The 20,639-nt window shown below is 47.4% G+C and carries 24 protein-coding genes and 2 tRNA genes; 14 read left to right on the forward strand and 12 right to left on the reverse strand.

Features of this window, described 5'->3' with window-relative positions:
* Positions 1 to 68: 68 nt before the first annotated feature.
* The 5 genes from ACN0T0_RS01620 to ACN0T0_RS01640 form a co-directional block, all read right to left on the reverse strand.
* A complete protein-coding gene (locus ACN0T0_RS01620) occupies positions 69 to 890 on the reverse strand; it encodes a ferritin-like domain-containing protein (protein ID WP_417222478.1) in 822 nt (273 codons plus the stop codon).
* 113 nt (positions 891 to 1,003) lie between these two features.
* Positions 1,004 to 1,543 (reverse strand): hypothetical protein, encoded by a 540-nt coding sequence (locus ACN0T0_RS01625; RefSeq protein WP_417222481.1) that lies wholly within the window; start codon positions 1,541 to 1,543, stop codon positions 1,004 to 1,006.
* A 208-nt stretch (positions 1,544 to 1,751) separates the two neighbouring features.
* Positions 1,752 to 2,723 carry a hypothetical protein gene (locus ACN0T0_RS01630; RefSeq protein ID WP_417222484.1) on the reverse strand — a complete coding sequence of 324 codons (972 nt, stop codon included), beginning with the start codon at positions 2,721 to 2,723 and terminating at the stop codon, positions 1,752 to 1,754.
* 57 nt (positions 2,724 to 2,780) lie between these two features.
* On the reverse strand, positions 2,781 to 3,269 hold the full coding sequence (locus ACN0T0_RS01635; RefSeq protein WP_417222486.1) for a thioesterase family protein: 489 nt from the start codon (positions 3,267 to 3,269) through the stop codon (positions 2,781 to 2,783).
* Between the two features lie 12 nt (positions 3,270 to 3,281).
* Positions 3,282 to 3,461 carry an oxidoreductase-like domain-containing protein gene (locus ACN0T0_RS01640; RefSeq protein ID WP_417222488.1) on the reverse strand — a complete coding sequence of 60 codons (180 nt, stop codon included), beginning with the start codon at positions 3,459 to 3,461 and terminating at the stop codon, positions 3,282 to 3,284.
* Positions 3,462 to 3,617: 156 nt separating this feature from the next.
* Between ACN0T0_RS01640 and ACN0T0_RS01645 the strand changes: the two genes are divergently transcribed.
* A complete protein-coding gene (locus ACN0T0_RS01645; RefSeq protein WP_417222491.1) occupies positions 3,618 to 5,864 on the forward strand; it encodes a YgiQ family radical SAM protein in 2,247 nt (748 codons plus the stop codon).
* 30 nt (positions 5,865 to 5,894) lie between these two features.
* Here ACN0T0_RS01645 and ACN0T0_RS01650 read toward each other — a convergent pair whose 3' ends face one another.
* From ACN0T0_RS01650 to htpX, 3 genes are all read right to left on the reverse strand, one after another.
* Positions 5,895 to 6,089, reverse strand: a complete 195-nt coding sequence (locus ACN0T0_RS01650) for a PA3496 family putative envelope integrity protein (RefSeq protein WP_417222493.1) — start codon at positions 6,087 to 6,089, stop codon at positions 5,895 to 5,897.
* Positions 6,090 to 6,296: 207 nt separating this feature from the next.
* Positions 6,297 to 6,482, reverse strand: coding sequence for a hypothetical protein (locus ACN0T0_RS01655; protein ID WP_215952831.1), 186 nt, complete (start codon positions 6,480 to 6,482; stop codon positions 6,297 to 6,299).
* Between the two features lie 329 nt (positions 6,483 to 6,811).
* Positions 6,812 to 7,696 (reverse strand): protease HtpX, encoded by an 885-nt coding sequence (htpX, locus tag ACN0T0_RS01660; RefSeq protein ID WP_417222495.1) that lies wholly within the window; start codon positions 7,694 to 7,696, stop codon positions 6,812 to 6,814.
* A gap of 163 nt (positions 7,697 to 7,859) precedes the next feature.
* Here htpX and ACN0T0_RS01665 point away from each other — a divergent pair, with 163 nt between their 5' ends.
* A complete protein-coding gene (locus tag ACN0T0_RS01665; RefSeq protein ID WP_417222498.1) occupies positions 7,860 to 8,783 on the forward strand; it encodes a class I SAM-dependent methyltransferase in 924 nt (307 codons plus the stop codon).
* 38 nt (positions 8,784 to 8,821) lie between these two features.
* Positions 8,822 to 9,304, forward strand: a complete 483-nt coding sequence (locus ACN0T0_RS01670; RefSeq protein WP_417222501.1) for a hypothetical protein — start codon at positions 8,822 to 8,824, stop codon at positions 9,302 to 9,304.
* Positions 9,305 to 9,433: 129 nt separating this feature from the next.
* On the opposite strand, the gene ACN0T0_RS01675 is transcribed toward ACN0T0_RS01670, so the two are convergent.
* Positions 9,434 to 9,802 carry a hypothetical protein gene (locus ACN0T0_RS01675; RefSeq protein ID WP_417222503.1) on the reverse strand — a complete coding sequence of 123 codons (369 nt, stop codon included), beginning with the start codon at positions 9,800 to 9,802 and terminating at the stop codon, positions 9,434 to 9,436.
* Positions 9,803 to 10,030: 228 nt separating this feature from the next.
* Positions 10,031 to 11,248, reverse strand: a complete 1,218-nt coding sequence (locus ACN0T0_RS01680) for a pyridoxal phosphate-dependent aminotransferase (RefSeq protein WP_417222505.1) — start codon at positions 11,246 to 11,248, stop codon at positions 10,031 to 10,033.
* Between the two features lie 166 nt (positions 11,249 to 11,414).
* Here ACN0T0_RS01680 and msrB point away from each other — a divergent pair, with 166 nt between their 5' ends.
* A complete protein-coding gene (gene msrB, locus ACN0T0_RS01685; protein ID WP_417222507.1) occupies positions 11,415 to 11,825 on the forward strand; it encodes a peptide-methionine (R)-S-oxide reductase MsrB in 411 nt (136 codons plus the stop codon).
* A 3-nt stretch (positions 11,826 to 11,828) separates the two neighbouring features.
* Complete coding sequence (locus tag ACN0T0_RS01690; protein ID WP_417222510.1) at positions 11,829 to 12,497, forward strand: DNA-3-methyladenine glycosylase I; 669 nt, start codon at positions 11,829 to 11,831, stop codon at positions 12,495 to 12,497.
* A 6-nt stretch (positions 12,498 to 12,503) separates the two neighbouring features.
* Here the strand turns inward: ACN0T0_RS01690 and ACN0T0_RS01695 are convergent, their stop codons facing one another.
* On the reverse strand, positions 12,504 to 13,076 hold the full coding sequence (locus ACN0T0_RS01695) for a YajG family lipoprotein (RefSeq protein WP_417222513.1): 573 nt from the start codon (positions 13,074 to 13,076) through the stop codon (positions 12,504 to 12,506).
* Between the two features lie 6 nt (positions 13,077 to 13,082).
* On the reverse strand, positions 13,083 to 13,667 hold the full coding sequence (gene syd / locus ACN0T0_RS01700) for a SecY-interacting protein (RefSeq protein WP_417222515.1): 585 nt from the start codon (positions 13,665 to 13,667) through the stop codon (positions 13,083 to 13,085).
* Between the two features lie 210 nt (positions 13,668 to 13,877).
* On the opposite strand from syd, the gene ACN0T0_RS01705 reads away from it, so the two are divergent.
* From ACN0T0_RS01705 to ACN0T0_RS01745, 9 genes are all read left to right on the forward strand, one after another.
* Positions 13,878 to 13,953 (forward strand) — tRNA-Val (locus ACN0T0_RS01705).
* 29 nt (positions 13,954 to 13,982) lie between these two features.
* Positions 13,983 to 14,059, forward strand: a tRNA-Asp gene (locus tag ACN0T0_RS01710).
* Between the two features lie 490 nt (positions 14,060 to 14,549).
* Entirely contained in the window at positions 14,550 to 15,458 is a 909-nt protein-coding gene (locus ACN0T0_RS01715) for a GGDEF domain-containing protein (RefSeq protein WP_417222517.1), read from the forward strand.
* Between the two features lie 196 nt (positions 15,459 to 15,654).
* On the forward strand, positions 15,655 to 16,620 hold the full coding sequence (locus tag ACN0T0_RS01720) for a 1-aminocyclopropane-1-carboxylate deaminase/D-cysteine desulfhydrase (RefSeq protein WP_417222520.1): 966 nt from the start codon (positions 15,655 to 15,657) through the stop codon (positions 16,618 to 16,620).
* A 101-nt stretch (positions 16,621 to 16,721) separates the two neighbouring features.
* Positions 16,722 to 17,603 (forward strand): NAD(+) kinase, encoded by an 882-nt coding sequence (locus ACN0T0_RS01725; RefSeq protein WP_417222522.1) that lies wholly within the window; start codon positions 16,722 to 16,724, stop codon positions 17,601 to 17,603.
* Positions 17,604 to 17,614: 11 nt separating this feature from the next.
* Positions 17,615 to 18,589 carry a metallophosphoesterase gene (locus ACN0T0_RS01730; protein WP_417222524.1) on the forward strand — a complete coding sequence of 325 codons (975 nt, stop codon included), beginning with the start codon at positions 17,615 to 17,617 and terminating at the stop codon, positions 18,587 to 18,589.
* Positions 18,590 to 18,595: 6 nt separating this feature from the next.
* The gene (locus tag ACN0T0_RS01735) at positions 18,596 to 19,447 is read left to right on the forward strand and encodes a rhomboid family intramembrane serine protease (RefSeq protein ID WP_417222527.1); all 852 of its coding nucleotides are present in this window, start codon (positions 18,596 to 18,598) and stop codon (positions 19,445 to 19,447) included.
* 74 nt (positions 19,448 to 19,521) lie between these two features.
* On the forward strand, positions 19,522 to 19,788 hold the full coding sequence (locus ACN0T0_RS01740; RefSeq protein ID WP_417222530.1) for a YeaC family protein: 267 nt from the start codon (positions 19,522 to 19,524) through the stop codon (positions 19,786 to 19,788).
* The gene (locus tag ACN0T0_RS01745; protein WP_417222531.1) at positions 19,788 to 20,615 is read left to right on the forward strand and encodes a DUF2797 domain-containing protein; all 828 of its coding nucleotides are present in this window, start codon (positions 19,788 to 19,790) and stop codon (positions 20,613 to 20,615) included. Before ACN0T0_RS01740 ends, ACN0T0_RS01745 begins: the two co-directional genes overlap by 1 nt.
* Positions 20,616 to 20,639 lie beyond the last annotated feature (24 nt).

Genomic DNA, 20,639 nt, shown 5'->3' on the forward strand with positions numbered 1-20,639 from the left:
TGGGTAGTTAATAAGGCTATAGCCCCTAATACTGGCATGGTTATAGCGTAAGTTTAAGTGGCAACTATCTACGGTTGTTTGGCCGGAGCAGTTTTCCCCATCATCTCGATCATCTTCATTTCTTGCTCAGAAAATCCTGCTTTTAGTCGAGCTTCGTGATTAAAAGGGCCCTTTAACGGCTCTTTTATATATTTCCAGAGCAGGTCGATAAAGGTTTGATTAGGGTCGAGTTGACGTTGTTGGCATTGATAATGATACCAGCGGGTGCCTGAACTGACGTGGCCGATCTCTTCATTACCGATCATGGTAAGGATATCGATCATCTTTTTATCACCGGCTTGGTCAAACCGCTGAATCGCTTTGGGAACGACATCCAGCGCGCGGGCTTCAAGTACGCGGTGCACCATGCCCATTCGTTCTAACATATCATCAGCTGTGTCGATGGCCATGCTCCAGAGTTCGCCATGGGCCTTAAAGCTACCATAGTCATAACCCATTTCTCGAAGACGGCCACGTAGTGCCATAAAATGATTGGCCTCTTCACCTGCACACTGAATCCAATCAGCATAAAATTCTTGCGGCATACCGCGATAACGATAGACAGAATCCAGTGCTAGATTGACGGCGGTTAACTCGATATGGGCGAGGGCATGAATAAGCGCAGCGCGACCCTCTTCTTTACCGAATTTTCGTTCGTTAACTTGAGACGGAGGGACTATTTCGGGTTTGTCTAACTGTCCTGGCTGCAGGAGCCACTCGGGTGCGTCGCCTTCCAGCCATTCCAGCTCTCCAGCATTCCAGCGGCTAACGGTTTGCCGGGTCAGTTCGATTTTCTGATCCGGGTCGGCGGTTAAGAAGGCCTCTTTGGTGTATGCGTATAGATTTTGCAAAGACAGTTTCGCTCGATTGATAACAGACGAGAGGCATTGTACCTGTTAGAGGCTTCGCCGTGGAGAGGCAGAAGGGTTTTATCTGTGTTATGACCGGCGGAATGAGTCGAAGGTTAATCCCATTGTGAACGTCGAGCCTGTCTTGATTCGCGTGGGTCACGTAAGCTAGGTTGAGAAAAAGATTGACGATGATGGTCTTCGTTGCGATGTGCTCGTCGGTGTGAACGGCTATCGTGAATAATGACCCTATGTTGATCTATACGACGATCTGAACCTTGATGTTGAGATTGATGGTATGGGTGATGCGTGGATTGCTGGTACGGGGGGTGGCGATAGTAGCTTCGCGGTGAGTCTCGGTTGATCATGTGGTGTGAGTGGGTTGGTTGGCGGTTTATATAGCCTCGTGAATAGTGTCTGGAGATCGAGCCGGGGGCTGAGAGGAATAGCCTTCGATTGCTGTCGAGGTAATGCTCGGTGGCGCGGTGGGTGTAAATGTGGCCGCTAACTAAGCGGTCGCTGATATGCAGTCGAAGATTGCCGCTATCGATTGAGATACCACTATGAATACGGGTATGACCATCCGCGTAGCTGTTAAATGAAAGCAGCAGTAGCATGGTGATCAGTGGTGTGAGTAGATATTTTAAGTAAGCCATAATTTAACCTCTGTATAAGGTTAAATTTTAGTGCAAAAGCGTAGCTGAGTGTGGTCCATCTAGTGGATGATTTTTCAGTTTGAAAGGTGGCTTTATTCAGCGAGGATACACTTTGTAACGGGATAAGGTCTGACGTAAAGCACCAAGTATAGACCTTATCCCTGTTTACTATGATGCTTTGTGGCTGCATCGTGTTCATTCGAGAGAATTATAGCTCGGGTACAAAACGGGCGGCCCAGCGACCCCGCAACGGGCCAAAGATTAGACGTCTAAGTTTATACCAGTAGGTCCCGAATAGAACGATAAAGACACCAAAACCGATAAACACCATCAAGGGCAGATTGTTGCTATCGAGTAGGTTGCTGCTGACAACTTTGAAAATCGCATAGATGGCGTATGACAAGCTCGATACCAACATGGCGCGACGATCCACAAACAGAGCGATTAATAAAAAGACCACGAAAAATAGCAGTAGGGCAATTTCACGGTTGCTGCCTGATGCTAAGAGGCCGCTATCATTAAACAATAAAGTGGTCATCATGCCATGCACAATCAGCGGTGATGCCAGTAGGTGTAACCAGAAACCACAATCACTGGCGCGCAGTTGACGCTTGCGATCGCGGGCATCGAAGCTCATTGCGGCGATAAAGACACTAAAGCCGAGTACTGAAAAGAGTATCTGGTGCTTGAGTATATCAACTCCGAGGCTGCTGATAACCGCCGCGATGAGACCGGCGGCAACGGGCAATAAGCTGAACGGCATGCGGTAACGTAAGTAGAACAGTAATGAGGCGCCACTGAGGGTTATAAATTGCAGGGTTGCCGTTTCAAATTCGGCAATACCCAGTGCTTTGCCGAGAAAGTAAAGCGTCGAAATTAAGATGGCGATGCCGGGTAGGGCTAGCCTGCGGATGCGTACCAGCCATTCGGCCGCCCCGAGAAATAATAGGGCGGGCACCAGCCATTCAAATTGACTGAGGTGCATGGCGGCCACAGAAAATGCAACAAATAAGACCCCTAGGGTGATGAAAATATCGCCGAAGTTGCGTACAAATCGAAGCTGCTCTTCGCCCACATCTTCATCCTGTTGTTCAGCACGACTGAACAGAATCAGTTGCTGCAGCTGCTGTTGCGAGATGATGCCCCGTTGTGCGGCCCTTTCTAATGTCTCTCTGTCCACAGTCTTTCCTAGTGATGAGTAATAGCCGTAGCGTATCGGGTTTCGTTAAAGGAATGCTTAGCGGCGGCGAATACCAATGGTACGTCCGATACCGCTCGGTGTTACAAGGCTGGCTTGCTGTTTAGCCATGAGTTCGATTTTCTGAGCCACGGTATCGGGAAACGCGCAGCTACTGCGGCTGCTTAAATCGACACACATCGCCATCTGCTCGAGTGTTGAGGCAAGGTAGTCAGTGCCATCTGGATTTTTGGCGATCATTTCAAAATAAAGGTGTAGCCGTTTGCTGTCATGATCAAGCAGCTGGCAGCGAACCTCGACGGGCTGATCAAGAACCACTTCGTTGTTATAGGTGATGTGGTTTTCCAGTACCATCCAGGAGATATCGGTGGCCTTAGTAACCGCTTCACTCAGACCTAATTGGCCGACGAGTTCACTACCTGCTAGATCAAAAATGAGAACATAATAGGCGACATTCATATGGTTGTTATAATCAAGCCACTCAGGTTTGATGTGGGTGCGGTAGATAACTGCGGCAGTATCAGACATCGGTATTAATCCTTATTCGCTGGGTTGTGTTTCAGGCATTTGCGGCTTGGCGTCTTTGGCCGCGTTTATCGCTGCTTTTTGTTCGGCATTCCACGCGTTGAGTTGTTCGTAATAGGTGTCCCAGACGCAAGGAGAACAGCCGCTTTCACAGCATTCGTAATTGCCGGGTGGAGTGGGTTTTTCTCTCGTCATCGTTGTTAATCTATTGCGTTTAATTCCGACTATTTTACTATGTCTATACCCGCAGGCCCAGTAAACGTAAGAATCAAACCGGTTTTTACTATCTGTCGGCGGTGGTTTCTGCGACAATTACTATCCCCCATAAATAGTTGTCTCACTGATATATCCATGAAAAAAACTGCCCCAGATCTGTTTTCCTATCCCCGTTATTGGGCTGAATGCTATGGCATTGCGCCTTTTTTACCGACCACTCGAGAGGAGATGGATCAACTAGGCTGGGATAGCTGCGATATCATCATCGTGACCGGTGACGCCTATGTCGATCATCCTAGCTTTGGTATGGCGGTGATGGGCCGTTTGCTTGAAGCCCAAGGGTTTCGTGTCGGTATTATCGCGCAGCCAGATTGGCGTAGTGCTGATGCTTTCATGAGTTTGGGGAAGCCAAATCTCTATTTTGGTGTGACCGCGGGCAATATGGATTCAATGATCAATCGCTATACAGCTGATCTGCGGTTACGTCATGATGATGCCTATACCGCAGGTGGTAAGGGCGGCAAGCGACCTGACCGCGCGGTGATTGTTTATAGTCAGCGCTGCAAAGAAGCGTGGAATGATGTGCCGGTGGTCTTGGGTGGCATTGAGGCGAGTCTGCGCCGGATCGCGCAATATGATTATTGGAGTAATAAGGTTCGCCGTTCAGTCTTGCTAGATGCGACCGCTGATATTCTGTTGTATGGCAATGCCGAACGGGCGATTGTTGAGTTGAGTCATGGCCTAGCAGCGGGTAAAACCATTGATGAACTATGGAATATTCGCGGTACCGTTCATATGCGGCAGGCGCCTCCTGCGGGCTATGTTGAACTTGATTCGAGCCGGATCGATTGGCCGGGTAATATTGATAAGCTACCGAATCCTTACGATTTCGGTACTGATCAAAGCGGTGCGGATAAATTAATCGACCCCGCAACTAAACGCTGCGGGGCGGATAGTTCTGTTGCGCCAGTCGAGTCAGCGACGGATGAGCATGTGGCGCCAATTCGTATTATTCCTATGCCGTTGAAGCGTAAAGAAAAGTTGAATCCTGAGACGACTTATATTCGTCTTCCCTCTTTTGACAAGGTTGCTAAGGACTCGGCGCTCTATGCTCATACCTCGCGGGTGTTGCATCAGGAATCTAATCCTCATAATGCCCGAGCGTTGATCCAGAAACATGGCAACCGGGAGCTGTGGGTGAATCCACCGCCGATTCCCTTGGAAACCCCCGAGATGGATGGCGTGTTTGGCTTGCCCTACCAGCGGGTGCCACACCCATCGTATGGGAATAATAAAATTCCTGCCTACGATATGATCCGCTTCTCGATTAATATTATGCGCGGTTGCTTCGGTGGCTGTACTTTTTGTTCGATTACCGAGCATGAAGGGCGCATCATTCAAAGTCGTTCACACGAATCGATCTTAAATGAGATGGCTGAAATCCGCGATAAAGTACCGGGTTTTACCGGGTCTATCTCTGATCTGGGCGGCCCGACCTCGAATATGTATTTCCTTAACTGTAATGATGATGATATTCAGTCGAATTGCCGTAAGCTTTCCTGCGTCTATCCGACCATCTGTAGCAACCTAGTAACGGATCATAGTCAGACCACCGAGTTGTATCGTAAAGCCCGGAAAATGGAAGGGATTCACAATATTGCCATTGCTTCGGGGCTGCGTTATGACCTTGCCGTGAAAGATCCTGAATATGTCCGTGAGCTGGTGACTTATCATGTGGGGGGCTATCTTAAGATCGCGCCGGAGCACAGTGAGCAAAACACCCTCAGTAAAATGATGAAGCCGGGTATGGATACCTATTACGACTTCAAGAACATGTTCGATCAATTCTCGGCGGAAGCGGGCAAGAAACAGTATTTGATTCCCTATTTCATTGCGGCCCATCCAGGCTGTGATGATGAGGATATGCTGAGCTTGTCTCTCTGGCTGAAACAGAACGATGTTAAAGTCGATCAGGTGCAGAATTTTTACCCGTCACCGATGTCTCTGGCAACGGCCATGTATCATTCGGAAAAAAATCCGCTAAAGCAGATTACCTATAAGAGTGAGACGCTTTATATTCCAAAGGATAAAGCGCAGCGAAAATCCCACAAAACCTTATTGCGTTATCATGATCCTGAAAACTGGTCCGATTTGCGGGTTAAGTTAAAGGAGATGGGGCGAGAAGATCTTATCGGCACTAAGCCTAGCCACCTGGTGACGCCTGAAGAGGCACCTAAACGTCGTGACAATAGTCAGGCGGGTGTCCGTACAGCTGGGGCGCGGGTAGTGGCTAGGCCGGCAGTGAAAGGTAAGAAGGCGGGGGCTTCTCGGTCAGCTAAAAAGCGTAAAGGGCAAAGTAGTATTAAGAAACAGCAGCACTGATAACAGTGCGCTGCTCGTTCAACCGTTCGTTCAATAAAGGTCGTATGACTCTGTCAGGTGCTGTTTGAGCGAACGTTCCTCCATATAATCTTCAATCATCTTACGTTTGCGGGTTTTCTTGTCGATTTTTTTCTGTCTGCCAGGCGTAGGATTGATGAAGAAATCATTGTCCATCTCATCTAGGTTTTCAGTGGACAGATCATCCAGACGAATTTTGTTGCTCATAAATACTTACCAGAGTTTTGTTATAGGTGATGTGTTAATAAAACCCTCTGGGGATGACGCTTGTGTGACACCGATATGAAGCTTTGGTAACAAAGTGGTGAGAGTTAATGGTGGGCTGATGGATAGGCGCGCAGAAGCCCTATGCTGCTCATTAACAGACATTCAAAGGGTGTTGAAAAGATAAAGAAAAGGCAGCAAGCGCTGCCTTTAGTCGTAGAATTCTCGTAATTCCTGTTCTAGGCGACGCTGTTCAATCAATAACTCAATGCGTCTTCTTTTTTCGGCATCACAGCAGAACTTCTTTTCTTTAGCGTCGATTTCTATGTCGATATCTTCATCGATTATGTCATCGACGATATCGAGATCATCGGTAATTTCTTCTTTTTTTGTCATGGCTTCGCTCTTCACATGAATTTGGCTATCTCTGTTCGAGATGCGCCAATACTTATAGATCACATGATCAAACCCACTTGCCTTGCAGGTTCGCGTCAATTTCGATTATGAGGTAAAAATGATGGGCGTAAAATGAATTTTTCTAAATTGAATATTTTTTTTCATGAAATATTTAAAGGTGTAAATAGCTGGTAAAAAATGGAAATAATGCTACGAAAAAATGCCGTGTATTCATGCTAGGGATAAATGGAGGTTGTATCAATTAAGCGTGTCGAAGGGGTATGGGAGCAAAAAAAACGCCTCGAGTGAGGCGTTTCAGTGTTGGGTGATTAGTATTTTTGCAGTGCTGCAATTCGATCATCAAGTGGAGGGTGAGTGGACAGAAGTGCCATAAAGCCTTGTTTCATATGGCTACTGATACCGAATGCTGTCAGCGTTTCAGGCATCTGATCTGGCACGTTATATTCTGCTTTTAGACGCTGTAAGGCTCCGATCATAGCGTGTGGTGACGCTAGTGTTGCTCCGGCTTCGTCGGCTTTGAACTCTCGACGGCGGCTAAACCATGCCACAATGGTCGAGGCCAGAATGCCAAGCACGATTTCAGCGACGATGGTGGTAATGAAGTAGCCGATACCATGACCTTGCTCGTTTTTCAGTATTGCTCGGTCAACAAAGTGGCCGATGATACGGGCGAAGAACATAACGAAGGTGTTTACTACCCCTTGAATCAGGGTCAGCGTCACCATGTCACCATTGGCGACGTGGCCGATTTCGTGAGCCAGTACTGCGCGGATCTCTTCTTTACGAAAACGCTGCAGTAAACCTAAGCTAACGGCGACTAAGGCGTTATTTTTATTCCAACCGGTAGCGAAGGCGTTAGCTTGTTGAGCTGGGAAAATACCGACTTCAGGCATGCCTATCTTCGCTTTATCAGCCAGTTCTTTCACGGTGTCGAGTAGCCATTGTTCGTCCGCTGTTCGAGCTTGAGTAATGATCTCCGTGCCGCTACTGCGTTTGGCGAGAAATTTAGATAGAAATAGTGATACAAAGGAACCCGCGAAACCAAATACCGCACAGAAGGCGAGCAGGTTGCCGAGATCCATATCGACACCGTTGGCTTGTAGGATTGAACCTACACCAAACAGGCTCAGCGTTATGCTGGCTAAGGCAATAACGGCAATGTTGGTTAATAGGAAAAGACCGATTCGCATCATGATAGGGTAGCTCTTTGTAATGAAGTTGATGTTATAGATATAGGCGATGCGAATAAGTTTCAACTGCTTTTTCGTTTATGATGATAAAAAACTAGCCCAATGCCGGGTGGGTTACTATAATCGCGGCTTTTTATCCTGATACAGGCCTGAGTGGAACCTTATTATGCAAGCGATTTTTGATTCTATTTCTGCCCAGCTTAGCTTGTCTCAGGGTGACGTTCGGCGGTTGTTTCATGGTCGAGGAAGATGCTTTTCTGGCTTCGAGCAATTGATCATCGATCTGTTACCGCCTTTGGTGATAATTCGTTTGTTTGAAGAGCATCCGCCTGAATTGATCGAACAGCTCGATCAGTTTTTTCAGCAACTTGATGCCACTATCAAACCGGACGCGCTGGTTGTGCAACACCGCTATCGGCGTGAAAATGCCGTCGAGGTGCTGTGGAATCATGGTGAGGTCGATCCTGAACAGCTGCTGCAAGTGACTGAGTTGGGTTTGAAATATAGCGTCAGGCCATTAAAAAATCAGAATAGTGGATTGTTTCTGGATATGCGCGAAGGGCGGCGTTGGGTGCGGCAAAACAGTCAGGGTAAAAATATACTCAACCTGTTTGCTTATACCTGTGGTTTTTCGGTGGCGGGGGTTGCCGGTGGTGCCGATCGGGTTGTGAATCTAGATATGAGCCGGGGTGCGCTAAATACCGGCCGGGAAAATCATCGTATTAATCAATTGCCGACAGATCATGTGAAGTTTTTAGGTCATGACCTGTTCCGCTCATGGGGTAAGCTCAAACGGGAAGGGCCCTATGATTTGGTGATTATCGATCCACCGAGCTTTCAGCGGGGCAGCTTTGTTGCCACTCAAGATTATCGTAAGGTACTGCGGCGTCTGCCTGAGTTAACCATGCAAGACGGGCAGGTACTACTGTGTCTTAATTCACCTGCACTTGGGAGTGATTTTCTTCTGCAGCTGGTGGAGGAGTGCTGTCCTGAATTTAGTTTTTCTCAGCGTATTGCTCATCCGGAGGACTTTCCGGACCAGGACCCTGAGCAGGCACTTAAAGTGTTATTGTTCAATAAGACTGTTTGAGTCGCTACAACATAAAGTATTAATAAATCAGGATTGTTATGAATTTGATCTGCCTGGATCTGGAAGCCAGTGGCTTGGGGCCTCACTCTTACCCGATCGAAGTCGCTTGGAAAAGTGTCACCGGTGAAAGCGATAATTTTTTAATCAATCCGGACACGGTGGTGGGTTGGGATTTCTGGGATGAGTACGCTGAGGAGCTGCATAACCTCTGTCGAAGCGAGTTGCGAGAAAAAGGGATCTCGGCGGTTGCTGCGTGTGAGCGCTTGAATCAGCAGTTGCAAGGGCAGGATGTACTCAGTGATGCTTGGGAATTTGATGCTTTCTGGCTAAGCCGCTTGTTTGAGGCGGCAGAGCAGACCATGGGGTTTCGTTTGATCGCCCTTCCTGCGTTGCTGAACCCGCATGAGTTGAATCAGTTTCAGCTCGTTTGTAAGGGGCAGATGCGCCAGCATCGGGCCATGAGTGATGTCGACCATATCATTGAGGCGGTGCAGAGCGTTTGGTCTGAACGAGAGGCTTAGTTAACATTGCCGGTGCGAGCATCGTTTGTGTCGATGTTTCAGGTGATCTCCACAACGTAAAAAGGCAGCTTTAGAGCTGCCTTTTGTGTCTTGATTTCACGGGCTTTAAGTGGCTAGGCTACTGGTGAATCAGAGATTCAATACGTGTTTTTCGATATGAGTACGCAGGTCTTCGTACTGGCCCATCTCTTCTGGTTTAAAGTAGAACTTATAGAAGTTACGTTCAACGATGCTGCCTTTGGTGTCGCCGATCTTTTCTTTGGTACTGGAATAGCGATAAGCCATTTGCAGATGAATAACGCGTGTGTGCGGTGGTACGGTGATCTGATGGCCTTCGAGATCGTAACGTGTCTTGGCCTCTTTAATGGTATAGAAAGAGATCTCGGCTGCATGACCTAGGTTGATCAGAAAGTTACTGGTGACCGGCAGGATATGGTTTTTTTCCATGCCGTTGTGTTCCATGTAGATACCGCAATTTTTCTTGATCTTAATAAACATACTGATTCCGCGAGAGTAAGTTAATTGTTAAGGAGGCTGCGCTGCTCAATAGGGCTGTTGTGCTGCTTAACAACGCTAAGCAATAGCCGCATGATAGCTGTACTTCCTTGGCTCTGAGCCGCTTTTATGTGGCCAGATTATATGTCTGTTTTATAACAGAAATATGACTAAGTATAGAGCCTGATGAGAGAAATAAAAAAGCGATCTTTCGATCGCTTGGTAAAAATGTTAGTCCTGAGAGTAGTTTTTCAGGAATAAACCGATTCGATCGATGGCTTCAATTAGCTCATCTTCACGGGGTAGGCAGACTAGGCGGAAGTGCTGAGTGTCGGGCACATTGAAGCCGCTTCCTTGAACAATCAGTACTTTCTGCTGTTGAAGTAAGTCTAAGGCCATCTTTTCGTCGTTTTTGATTGGGTAGACTTCGGGATCCAGTCTAACGAATAGATATAGGGCGCCTCTAGGTTTAACGCAAGATACGCCGGGTATTTGATTGAGTTTGCGCCAAGCAATATTACATTGGTCATATAAGCGCCCGCCTGGGGCTGTCAGTTCGTTAATGCTTTGATAACCACCCAAGGCGGTTTGAATAGCATGCTGCGCTGGAACGTTCGCGCAGAGACGCATACTGGCGAGCATATCCAAACCTTCAATGTAATCGCGGGCTTGATGCTTTGGCCCGGTTAAAATCATCCAGCCAGAACGGAAGCCTGCGGCGCGATAGGCTTTGGACAAGCCGTTGAAGGTGATGCAGAGGATATCATCACTGAGTGAGGCCAACGGAATGTGCTGGGCATCATCGTAGGTAATCTTATCGTAAATTTCGTCGGCAAAGACAATTAGCCCAAACTCTTCAGCAAGAGCAATAATCTGCCGTAGGATAGCTTCTGAGTAGACCGCACCGGTTGGGTTGTTAGGGTTGATGACCACGATACCCTTGGTGCGTTCGGTGATCTTGCTACGGATATCATCGATATCGGGCGCCCAGTCCTTTTGCTCATCGCAATGGTAGTGGATAGGGTTGCCGCCGGCGAGGCTTGCTGCCGCCGTCCAGAGTGGATAGTCTGGCGCAGGGATGAGGAGTTCATCATTGTCATTCAGTAGACCTTGAGTCGCCATCACGATCAGTTCGCTGACGCCATTGCCAAGATAGATATCTTCAATGGTGACGTTTTTGATACCTTTCTTTTGGCTTTCCTGCATCACCGCCTTGCGGGCAGAAAACAGGCCTTTTGAATCGCAGTAACCCTGCGCAGAGGGGAGGTTGTAGATAACGTCCTGAACGATCTCTTCCGGCGCCTCAAAGCCAAACGGGGCTGGATTACCGATATTCAGTTTAATAATGCGTTGGCCCTCTTCTTCAAGACGCTTAGCTTCCTGAAGGACGGGACCACGGATGTCATAACAGACGTTGATCAGCTTATTCGATTTTCTGATAACGGACATGGATTAATCCTGTAGTGGTGTCCTGTAATATTCTATGATCGGTAAGTAAACATAGAGGTGAGAAGGGTAGCTGCTTACCGAAGGGTCGAAATAATACGCTTTTTAGCGGATGTTGGACAGTAACAGATTGATCTTTTCGTTTTCGTTATCTGTATTGGAGTTTTTTATGGCAAGTCATGATTTTAAAGTGAAAAAAACTGAAGCGCAGTGGCGTGAAGAGCTGACACCAGAGCAATATTACGTCTGCCGAGAGAAGGGCACTGAGCGGCCAAGCACGGGTCAGTATGATCAGTTTTTTAAAGAAGGTGAGTATCATTGTGTCGCTTGCGGCGAAAAACTGTTTGATAGCCAAAGTAAATTTGATGCGGGCTGTGGCTGGCCGAGTTTTGATGCCCCGGCGGTGGCAGACAATATTACCGAAAATCATGATAGCTCTCACGGTATGATTCGCACCGAAGTGGTTTGTAGTGGCTGTGGTGCTCATTTGGGGCATCTGTTTCCTGATGGTCCGACGGATACGGGGATGCGTTACTGTATCAACTCTGTATCCATTGATTTCAGCGCGGAGGAGAATTAAGCGGTGAAGTCGTTTAACTGGATCTATGAGCATGTTGAAGCCCACAAGGCGGGGCAGGATGTTGAGGCATTGTTACCTCAGGTGAAGTCAATCGATGAGTTGAAAGCGATTGGTGATGATCGCTTTTTATCGGAGATTAGTTTGCGGGTGTTTCGAGCCGGTATTAGGCATGCGGTGGTGGATGCTAAATGGCCAGCATTCGAGGTGGCGTTTTATGGCTTTGAGCCTGAAAAAATCATTTTAATGAGCGATGATCAATTAGAGAATCTGATGCAGAATGATCAGATTATTCGGCATTGGGGGAAGATTAAATCGGTACGCACCAATGCGTCGATGATCACTGAGTTGGCCGCACAGCACGGGAGTTTTGCTAATTTTATCGCGGATTGGCCGGTAACGGATATTATCGGTCTTTGGGCCTTATTGAAAAAACAGGGGCAGCAGTTAGGGGGTAAATCCGGTGCTTATTTCTTGCGTCAGGTCGGTAAGGATACCTTTGTGCTTACGGATGATGTGGTAGCCGCATTAAAAGCACAGGATATTATTGATAAAGCACCGACATCTAAGCGCGATTTGCAACGGGTGCAGGATTGTTTTAATCAATGGCAACAGGAATCAGGCCGGCCAATGGCTCATATCAGCCGGCTGTTGTCGTATACCGTTGGTTGGTAAGTGTTGTTAGCGAGCCAAAAAGTTGATCAGTTTAGTATCGTTGAATGCTCGGTTGATGGTCATGAGCAGGATTTCGTTGACCATCTTCTGGTTATCCGCCAGTGAAGGGGTTGTCGCATACTGATATTCCTTCTCTGTGCTGTAATTGCCGCTAAGGAACTCACCATGCTTTTGCGCAACCACGTTAATAGTGGCGTTCAGCTTGACTGATTGCAGTGTCTTTTGAGTGGCGCTGTATTCAAGGTTTTGTAATTGAACCGTGAGGCGTGTGTCAGATGATGGTGCCGGTGCAGCCCCAAGTCTGACCACTGCGATTTTAGCTCCCTGTTGTAGTGCTTCAGTGGCTGGGGTTGGTAGATTGACAGGCGCGCGATCACTCAGGCGACTGATGCGGTAACCGATAGTATCGCTGTTACGCATATCTTGACTGTGGACTTCGATTTGAAGATCGCTTGGTAGAGAGGCTTGAGCGCTAACAGTGGGGTGCAGTGGTTCGATGGATACCTGGTGAGGTTTAAAGGTGCTGCATCCTGATAGTAGGATTGCCCCAGTGATAATCGATAGTAATGCTTTGCGCATAGGGTATTACTCCAGATCGGGGATCGGTTTCGGGGTTAGCTTATCTAAAAATAGTGCCAGTGAGTCCGCTAACTTCATAATAGGCTTCTTACCCGGTTGTTCCAGCCATACTTCCCCGGTTTGGTTGTCGATTGATAAAAACTTTTCGCCATCGGGTTCTGTGCAGGCAAAAAACAGGGTGGGTGGCCGTTTTTGTTTTTGCTTAGTCAGCAAATGGCCGACCAGGTTCCCACGAAGGCGCTCACAATCTTTATCGCTCCAAAGAAAGAGTAAGCTAAGATCGCCCCAGTTGGAGGTTGCCGGGAGCGGCTCTGACCAGTAGCGGCGATACCATGTGCGTAGATCCGCATGGATGCTGTAACCCAGCGCTTGCTCTAAGCGATCGAACATATCATCCGCGCTATTAGGGCTATCAGGTTGGCGTACCGGTATCCAGCTAACAGATTGACCAGCCTCGACTGATGATTGCAGGCATTCAGATGGCCATTCAGGATCATAAATAGTTAATGGTTGGCGGCCTGTATGGTCAAGCTGCTGCTCAACCGCTAGCTCTATAAAGGCGTCAATTTTAGCAATAAGAGTTTGGGACATATTTATGGGGTCCGATACGTCTGGATATAGGTGGGTGTAGCCGTCAGGCTGTCCTGTGGTGAGTTTACCAGAGTAACGGTCGATCGTTGTAAAACTTCAGGCGATTATGGTTAACCGTCAAAAGGGGATTGTCGCTTTGAGAATGAATTATTTTAGGATAAACGTTTGACATGCCAAGCAAAATCATTAGAATTCGGCTCTCGATTTAAGGGGCGTGTAGCTCAGTTGGGAGAGCGTCGCCCTTACAAGGCGAATGTCGGGAGTTCGAGCCTCTCCACGCCCACCACTAAGTTTAAGTTTTGCTTAAACCACTGCGGAGTGGTAGTTCAGTTGGTTAGAATACCTGCCTGTCACGCAGGGGGTCGCGGGTTCGAGTCCCGTCCATTCCGCCACTTCTTCTAAGTTATAACCTACTTGTCATTTTCATTGTTACGGTCTGCGGTTCTGAGTTTTTTATTCGCCACTTCTTTCAAGTCGGAATACCTGTGTGTCATTTTTCGGTGTAATCGTTCGCAGCTTTGAATCGTCCATTTAGCTGCTTCTTTCAAGTTACAATACCTGTCTGACATCTTTTAGTGTAACGGCTCGCGGTTTATAGCTTTGATTATGGTGTTGCTACAATGGCGATTGCTTGCAGTAAAAAGCGTTTATGTATTATCCATTCTTTGTGGATTTGCTGGCATGACTGTCTAGATAGGTTGTTCTATCTATTGGGTTATCTTGCTGAATTTTAGGCCTTGTTGCTGTTAAAATTGTTTGATCAGTCTGTCATTTTGAGTAATTAATACAGGTCTATGGGTGATTTACGTGTTATAAATACCCGACAATTTTATGTCCTTGCTCTATTTTGTTGGTAATCCCTGTGGATACGTATCTAATCAAATGCATTTGAATATTAATCAGGCTGAGTTAGTCTCAATTTGTCCGGACCCTGTTATTGCGATTAATCGTCGCGGCGTTATTTCTGTGTTTAATCGATCAGCTGAAAGCTTGCTTGGCTATCAGGCGGATCAGGTTATCGGCAAAATGAATATTCGTCAGATCTATCCTAGCGATGTTGAAGCACGAAAAATTATGCGGTTGATGATTGACGATGAGTTGTATGGTGCGGGCCGAATAGAGGGCTATGAAACCTATGTCCTTAATAATCGCAGGGAGCGAGTACCGATCCGGCTTTCGGCAGCAGTGTTGATGAAGGCTGGGCAATATCGTGGTAGCGTTGGCTTTTTTCATGATATGACCCGCCAAAAAGCACTGGAAACATCGCTGTTAAAGCAATCAATAACAGATGATCTCAGTGGTCTTTATAATCAGCGTCACTTTTATGTTCAAGTGGCCAGTGAGATGATGCGGGTTAAGCGCTATGGCGGCGAGTTGAGCCTCGTGTGTATCGACCTTGATGGGTTCAAACAGGTCAATGATAGGTTAGGGCACCTTGAGGGTGACCAAATTATTCGCCAGATTGGTCGCGTCCTGCGCGATGGCTTAAGAGGTTCCGATCAGGCATTTCGCTATGGTGGCGATGAGTTTATGCTGATGCTGCCCAATACTTCACTGAAGGATGCTTGTCAGCTTGCCGGAAGAATACGCGAGTCGTTTAATCTGGAGTGTAGTTATTCACCTGATTCGTTGAATAATACCGGTGTTAAGGTATCGATGAGTCTAGGGGTTGTGTCATGTTCTGAAGCCGAACCGGTTGATTATTTTGTGCAGAAAGCGGATATGGCGATGTATAGCGCTAAAGAAGCTGGCGGTAACTGCATCAATCAGTTTTCGGTCAATCCGTGTTGATTTGATTTGATTTAGTTGCGTTTTTCTGTGTTACATCTCCTCCCCGTCGTCATATTCAATATCGTCCTCAAACTCTTCGTTGAGGCTTTCCAGTAGTCGCTCTTCTGTGTAGTCTTCCATTATATTCTCCTTTATTTTGACGTCGCTATTGTCTGGCATCTTGATGAAGAAAAAATAACAGGATTATGACTACGTTATGAATGTCCTTTCATCTGTCGCCGCGCCTCCGACTATTCCCGTTGAGACTATTGAGTTGCCTGAATTTAAGCAGGCAGGTGTGCAGTTAGATCTGTTGCGTCTTGACCTTGTGCACCCGCTTATTAGTGGCAATAAATGGTTTAAGCTTAAATATGCTTTGCAGGCGGTTAAATCGTCGGCTTGTCAGCGTGTTCTTAGCTTCGGCGGTGCTTGGTCTAATCATATTCATGCATTGGCCTATGCAGGGTTTGAGCAGGGTATTGAAACGGTGGGCGTTATTCGTGGTGAACGCCCGGCAGTCTTGTCGCAAACGCTGATCGATGCTGAGCGTTGGGGGATGCAGTTGGTATTTGTGTCTCGGCTGGAATACCGAGATAAAGATAACGCGGTGTTCTTGTCCCGGTTAGCAGAAAAGTATGGTGAATTTCACTGCTTGCCTGAAGGTGGCTCGGGGGAGTGGGTTATTGCCGGTTGTCTAGAAATTATCAGTCTATTTGATGCGGCTAATTATGATTTGATTTGTTGTCCTTGTGGTACCGGGGGAACCTTGGCAGGTCTTATTGCAGGCAAACCTGTTGGGGTGTCCTTGCTCGGTGTGTCGGCCCTGAAAGGTGGTGAGTTTTTGTATCATGATATCCGTGGGTTGCTGGCTAGGGCGGGTATTGTTGATCCGGAGGGTTGGTCGTTACAGCTTGATTGTCATGAGGGGGGATATGCCAAGGTATCAGCTCGGTTAGCGGTCGCTATGCAGCGGTTTAGTCAATGCTCTGGGGTTGAGTTAGAGCCGGTATATACCGGTAAGGCTTTGCTCGCGTTGTTGCAAAAGTTGGAGCAGGGTGGGTTTGCTCCAGGTGATCGAGTGATGTTGATCCATACCGGCGGAATGCAGGGGTTAAGAGGCATGAAAGAGACACTATTACGTAAGTTATCATCGTCGCTCAGGCCTAAGGCAGAGCCGAGTTAGCATGCGGGTGCAGCTAAATCATTATAAATATGAGTATAATGTTTAAAAACAATCGGATAGGCATGGTTGCAGTGCAATCATAAGGTTTCAGTGGAGTGGCAATGGATAACTTTCGTAATATTGGTTTGATAGGGCGCCTAGGTAGCACCAAGGTTCTCGATACCCTGAAACACCTCATTCGGTTTCTTGATGAGCAGGGGCTGACCCCTATTTTAGATCAGAAAATTGCCGCGGTGATGCCGGGTCATGGACAGCAAACCAGTTCGCCTCGATTAATGGGTGAGATATGTGATCTGGTTATTGTTGTCGGGGGGGATGGGAGCCTGCTCGGTGCGGCTCGCAACTTGGCGCAATCCAATGTGCCGGTGCTTGGGGTTAACCGGGGTAACCTTGGGTTTCTAACTGATATCTCGCCGGCTGAGATCGAAGAAAAGGTCGGTGAGGTGTTGCATGGTCAGTATACGGTCGACCGACGCTTTCTGATTGATGTGCTAGTGAAGCGAAATGGTGAGCCGATCGGCGAATCGACCGGACTGAATGATTGCGTCTTGCACCCGGGTAAGTCGGCACGGATGATCCAATTTGAGCTTTATATTGAAGGTCAATTTGTCTATACCCAGCGTTCAGATGGGTTGATTGTGGCAACGCCTACTGGATCTACGGCTTACGCGTTATCAGGTGGGGGGCCCATTATGCACCCTCGGTTGGATGCGTTAGTGTTGGTGCCGATGTTCCCGCATACGCTCTCTAGCCGGCCGATCGTTGTCGATGGGAACAGTGAGCTTAAGTTAGTGATTAGTGATAATAACGAGACTTATCCTACGGTTAGTTGTGACGGGCAAAAGCATATTAACTGTGCCCCTGGAGATACCATTACGATTCACAAAAAGCCTCATAAATTAAAGCTTTTGCACCCCCTGAGCCATAATTTCTATCAGACCTGTCGAGAAAAGCTTGGTTGGGCCACAAGGTTGGGTGAATAACCGGAGTGCCTATGGAACGTACTTATCAAGGCTACGATCTCATTGGTGATGTCCATGGTTGCGGGCAGTCGCTCGAGCTATTGTTGAAAAAACTAGGTTACAGTCGCAAGAAAGGTATTTATCAGCATCCACAGCGTCAGGCGGTCTTTTTAGGCGATATTGTTGATCGGGGGCCGCGTATCCGAGACGCTCTGCATATCGTCCGCGATATGGTGGATGCCGGGTATGCCCAGATAGTGATGGGGAACCATGAGTTTAATTATCTGTCATATCTGACACCGGGGTTGCCTGGGTCTGGCATGGAGTATTTAAGAACTCATAATCGGCGACATCTGCGCATCTTAAATGAAACCCTCGAGCAGTTTGCTAATTATCCGCAAGAGCAGAAAGAGTTTCTTCAATGGATAAAAGAGATGCCGCTGTTTTTGGATTATGAACAGTTTCGTGTAGTCCATGCTTGTTGGTCTTCACAGCATATTAATCGCTTTCTGCAAACCCAGAGCGGTAATCGGATCGATGATGCTTATCTCCATCGTTCGGCTCATGAAGGTTCGATTGAGTGGGAAACCATGGATCGTTTGTTGCGAGGTACTCACCTTAAACTCCCCAACGAGGAGATGATGGTAAGTAAAGATGGCTATAAACGCCGCTTCTTCCGTACGAAGTTTTGGGCGGAGAATCCCCAGTATTATATTGATGTCGTGTTTCAGCCTGACCCTCTGCCGGAACATGTGGCGCGGATGAGATTGAATAAGCAGGATTATCAAGATCTGCTTTATTACGGTGCGGATGAAACATTGCTGTTTATTGGCCATTATTGGTGTGATGGTGAACCAAAGCCGTTAGCTCGTAATGTCGCGTGCATTGATTACAGTGCGGTGAAGTTTGGCAAATTGGTGGCTTACCGTTTGGATCAAGAGACAACCATTGATCCAGCTAAATTTATTTGGGTCGATGTATTGAAGGAGATTAATGATGCACCCTGAGTTCGTATGGCGCAGCTATCTATTATGAATGAAGTGTTCCGGGTTTCTCTCGATCAAGACCTGTCTGGTTTTACCGCCATACTCTGGCAACATAAAATTCCTCACCGGGTGTTAGAACAGGAGGGCGAGCAGCGCTTATTAGTACCCTATAATGTTGACACTGAACAGATCGCACATCTGTTTGAGCTATGGCAACAGGGGGAAGACCTGTCCGGCTTGCAAGTTCAGCGCAGTTGCGATCAGCCGCTCAATCTTTTGCGCAGTGGCTTAACGCTACTGTTGATTGCGTTGAGTGTGATTATTACATTGATGGTTTCGCTGGGTGAAAATACTCAGATGATGGGTTGGTTTACCATTGTCGAGTTTCAGGTACAGGGTAATAAAATCTATTACTCCGATGTGCTATCGATGCTATCGGATGGTCAGGTTTGGCGTTTGCTGACGCCCGCGTTTATGCATTTTAATCTGCCTCATATCCTCTTTAATTTACTCTGGGTTTGGGTGGTTGGTCGACGTATTGAGCTATTGCTGGGGTGGCCGGTGTTATTAGGTTTGTTTGTGTTTTCAGCGGTCATTGCCAACCTAGCACAATTTTGGATTAGTGGACCGATGTTTGGTGGCATGTCGGGATTTGTGTTTGCTTTGTTAGGCTTTGCTTGGCTGTGGGATCGGCTAAAACCGAGTAAACGGGTCGGAATGCCGCCAGCTCTGATGGGGTTTATGATGTTTTGGTTGGTGCTGGGTTTTACCGGTGCGCTAGAAAGTTTAGGGTTAGGCTCTATTGCTAATACAGCTCATTTGGCTGGGTTGATTGCGGGGCTTGCGCTGGTCCCTGTTGTCAGGCTGTTAAAGTATTAAACGGTCTGTTGATTTGGCTGTCTGGATGCCGATTGCGGCTGTGATATTATGGCGCCCCATTGTGGAGATAATGAATGAATTTTGAAAAGATGATTGAGGCGATGACCCCTGAGGTTTATCAAAGCTTGAAGCGGGCAGTTGAATTAGGTAAATGGCCAAATGGCGATCGATTGACGGATGAGCAGCGGCAAACCAGCTTACGGGCGGTGATTGCCTATGATCAAACCAAGCTGCCTGAACATGAGCGTACTGGCTTTATTAACCGTACTAAAACTGATGGTAGTCAGCACGGTTCCGATCCGCTAGAGCCTCAGGTTCTGAAAATATTGAACGATCATTGATGGACGTTATTGCGCAGGGGGCGCTGGTGAAAATGCCAGCGCAAGTGGGCCCTCAAGTCAGTTACCAGTTAAAGTTAGATGATCAGTTAATTGATCTAAACAGCTATCTCGGTAAGCCTATAAAACTGACCTATGTGGGGCAGATAAACTGCACCCACTGTGGTCGCAAAACCAATAAGAGTTTTGCTCAGGGGCACTGCTACCCCTGCTTTAAAAAGCTTCCCCAGTGTGACCTGTGTATTATGAGTCCAGAAAAGTGTCATTATGATCAGGGCACCTGTCGCGACCCGGCTTGGGGTGAACAGTTTTGTTTTCAGAGCCATTATGTTTACCTGGCTAACTCATCGGGTGTTAAAGTAGGTATTACTCGTGGCACCCAGATTCCGACCCGTTGGATCGATCAGGGGGCGATTCAGGCATTGCCTATCTTGAGAGTTGAGACGCGTTTTCAGTCGGGCCTTGTGGAGCGCATCTTCGCTGAGCATGTGACTGATAAAACCAACTGGCGAGCGATGCTGAAAGGTCAGATTGATCCAATCGACCTCTATGCTGAGCGGGATCGATTGATGCAGTTGTGTCATGACGGGCTAAGTGAGCTTGAAAACCGTTATGGTTTACAGGCTATACAGCGGTTACCCGATGCTGAGATGTTAGTGCTAGATTTTCCGGTGTTGAATTTTCCCAGTAAAATAACCAGTTTGAATTTTGATAAAAACCCCGTCGTTGAAGGGGTGTTGCAAGGCATTAAAGGGCAGTATTTGTTGCTCGACAGAGGTGTCATTAACCTCAGGAAATTTACCGCGTATCAGATTGAATTTAGTGCCTGAGGTAGGTATAGCTTTTAGGGTCGC

The sequence above is a fragment of the Amphritea sp. genome (assembly GCF_048266285.1).
Classification (GTDB): Bacteria; Pseudomonadota; Gammaproteobacteria; order Pseudomonadales; family Balneatricaceae; genus Amphritea.

Excerpts from the sequence above, each read along its gene's own strand:
- ACN0T0_RS01715 (WP_417222517.1), top strand. The coding sequence starts at position 14,550 with ATGCATTTGAATATTAATCAGGCTGAGTTAGTCTCAATTTGTCCGGAC.
- ACN0T0_RS01730 (WP_417222524.1), top strand. The coding sequence starts at position 17,615 with ATGGAACGTACTTATCAAGGCTACGATCTCATTGGTGATGTCCATGGT.
- ACN0T0_RS01745 (WP_417222531.1), top strand. The coding sequence starts at position 19,788 with ATGGACGTTATTGCGCAGGGGGCGCTGGTGAAAATGCCAGCGCAAGTG.
- ACN0T0_RS01655 (WP_215952831.1), bottom strand. The coding sequence starts at position 6,482 with ATGACAAAAAAAGAAGAAATTACCGATGATCTCGATATCGTCGATGAC.
- ACN0T0_RS01740 (WP_417222530.1), top strand. The coding sequence starts at position 19,522 with ATGAATTTTGAAAAGATGATTGAGGCGATGACCCCTGAGGTTTATCAA.
- ACN0T0_RS01650 (WP_417222493.1), bottom strand. The coding sequence starts at position 6,089 with ATGAGCAACAAAATTCGTCTGGATGATCTGTCCACTGAAAACCTAGAT.
- syd (WP_417222515.1), bottom strand. The coding sequence starts at position 13,667 with ATGTCCCAAACTCTTATTGCTAAAATTGACGCCTTTATAGAGCTAGCG.
- ACN0T0_RS01720 (WP_417222520.1), top strand. The coding sequence starts at position 15,655 with ATGAATGTCCTTTCATCTGTCGCCGCGCCTCCGACTATTCCCGTTGAG.
- ACN0T0_RS01725 (WP_417222522.1), top strand. The coding sequence starts at position 16,722 with ATGGATAACTTTCGTAATATTGGTTTGATAGGGCGCCTAGGTAGCACC.
- ACN0T0_RS01735 (WP_417222527.1), top strand. The coding sequence starts at position 18,596 with ATGGCGCAGCTATCTATTATGAATGAAGTGTTCCGGGTTTCTCTCGAT.
- ACN0T0_RS01645 (WP_417222491.1), top strand. The coding sequence starts at position 3,618 with ATGAAAAAAACTGCCCCAGATCTGTTTTCCTATCCCCGTTATTGGGCT.
- htpX (WP_417222495.1), bottom strand. The coding sequence starts at position 7,696 with ATGATGCGAATCGGTCTTTTCCTATTAACCAACATTGCCGTTATTGCC.
- ACN0T0_RS01640 (WP_417222488.1), bottom strand. The coding sequence starts at position 3,461 with ATGACGAGAGAAAAACCCACTCCACCCGGCAATTACGAATGCTGTGAA.
- ACN0T0_RS01625 (WP_417222481.1), bottom strand. The coding sequence starts at position 1,543 with ATGGCTTACTTAAAATATCTACTCACACCACTGATCACCATGCTACTG.
- ACN0T0_RS01670 (WP_417222501.1), top strand. The coding sequence starts at position 8,822 with ATGAATTTGATCTGCCTGGATCTGGAAGCCAGTGGCTTGGGGCCTCAC.
- ACN0T0_RS01635 (WP_417222486.1), bottom strand. The coding sequence starts at position 3,269 with ATGTCTGATACTGCCGCAGTTATCTACCGCACCCACATCAAACCTGAG.
- ACN0T0_RS01675 (WP_417222503.1), bottom strand. The coding sequence starts at position 9,802 with ATGTTTATTAAGATCAAGAAAAATTGCGGTATCTACATGGAACACAAC.
- msrB (WP_417222507.1), top strand. The coding sequence starts at position 11,415 with ATGGCAAGTCATGATTTTAAAGTGAAAAAAACTGAAGCGCAGTGGCGT.
- ACN0T0_RS01665 (WP_417222498.1), top strand. The coding sequence starts at position 7,860 with ATGCAAGCGATTTTTGATTCTATTTCTGCCCAGCTTAGCTTGTCTCAG.
- ACN0T0_RS01680 (WP_417222505.1), bottom strand. The coding sequence starts at position 11,248 with ATGTCCGTTATCAGAAAATCGAATAAGCTGATCAACGTCTGTTATGAC.
- ACN0T0_RS01695 (WP_417222513.1), bottom strand. The coding sequence starts at position 13,076 with ATGCGCAAAGCATTACTATCGATTATCACTGGGGCAATCCTACTATCA.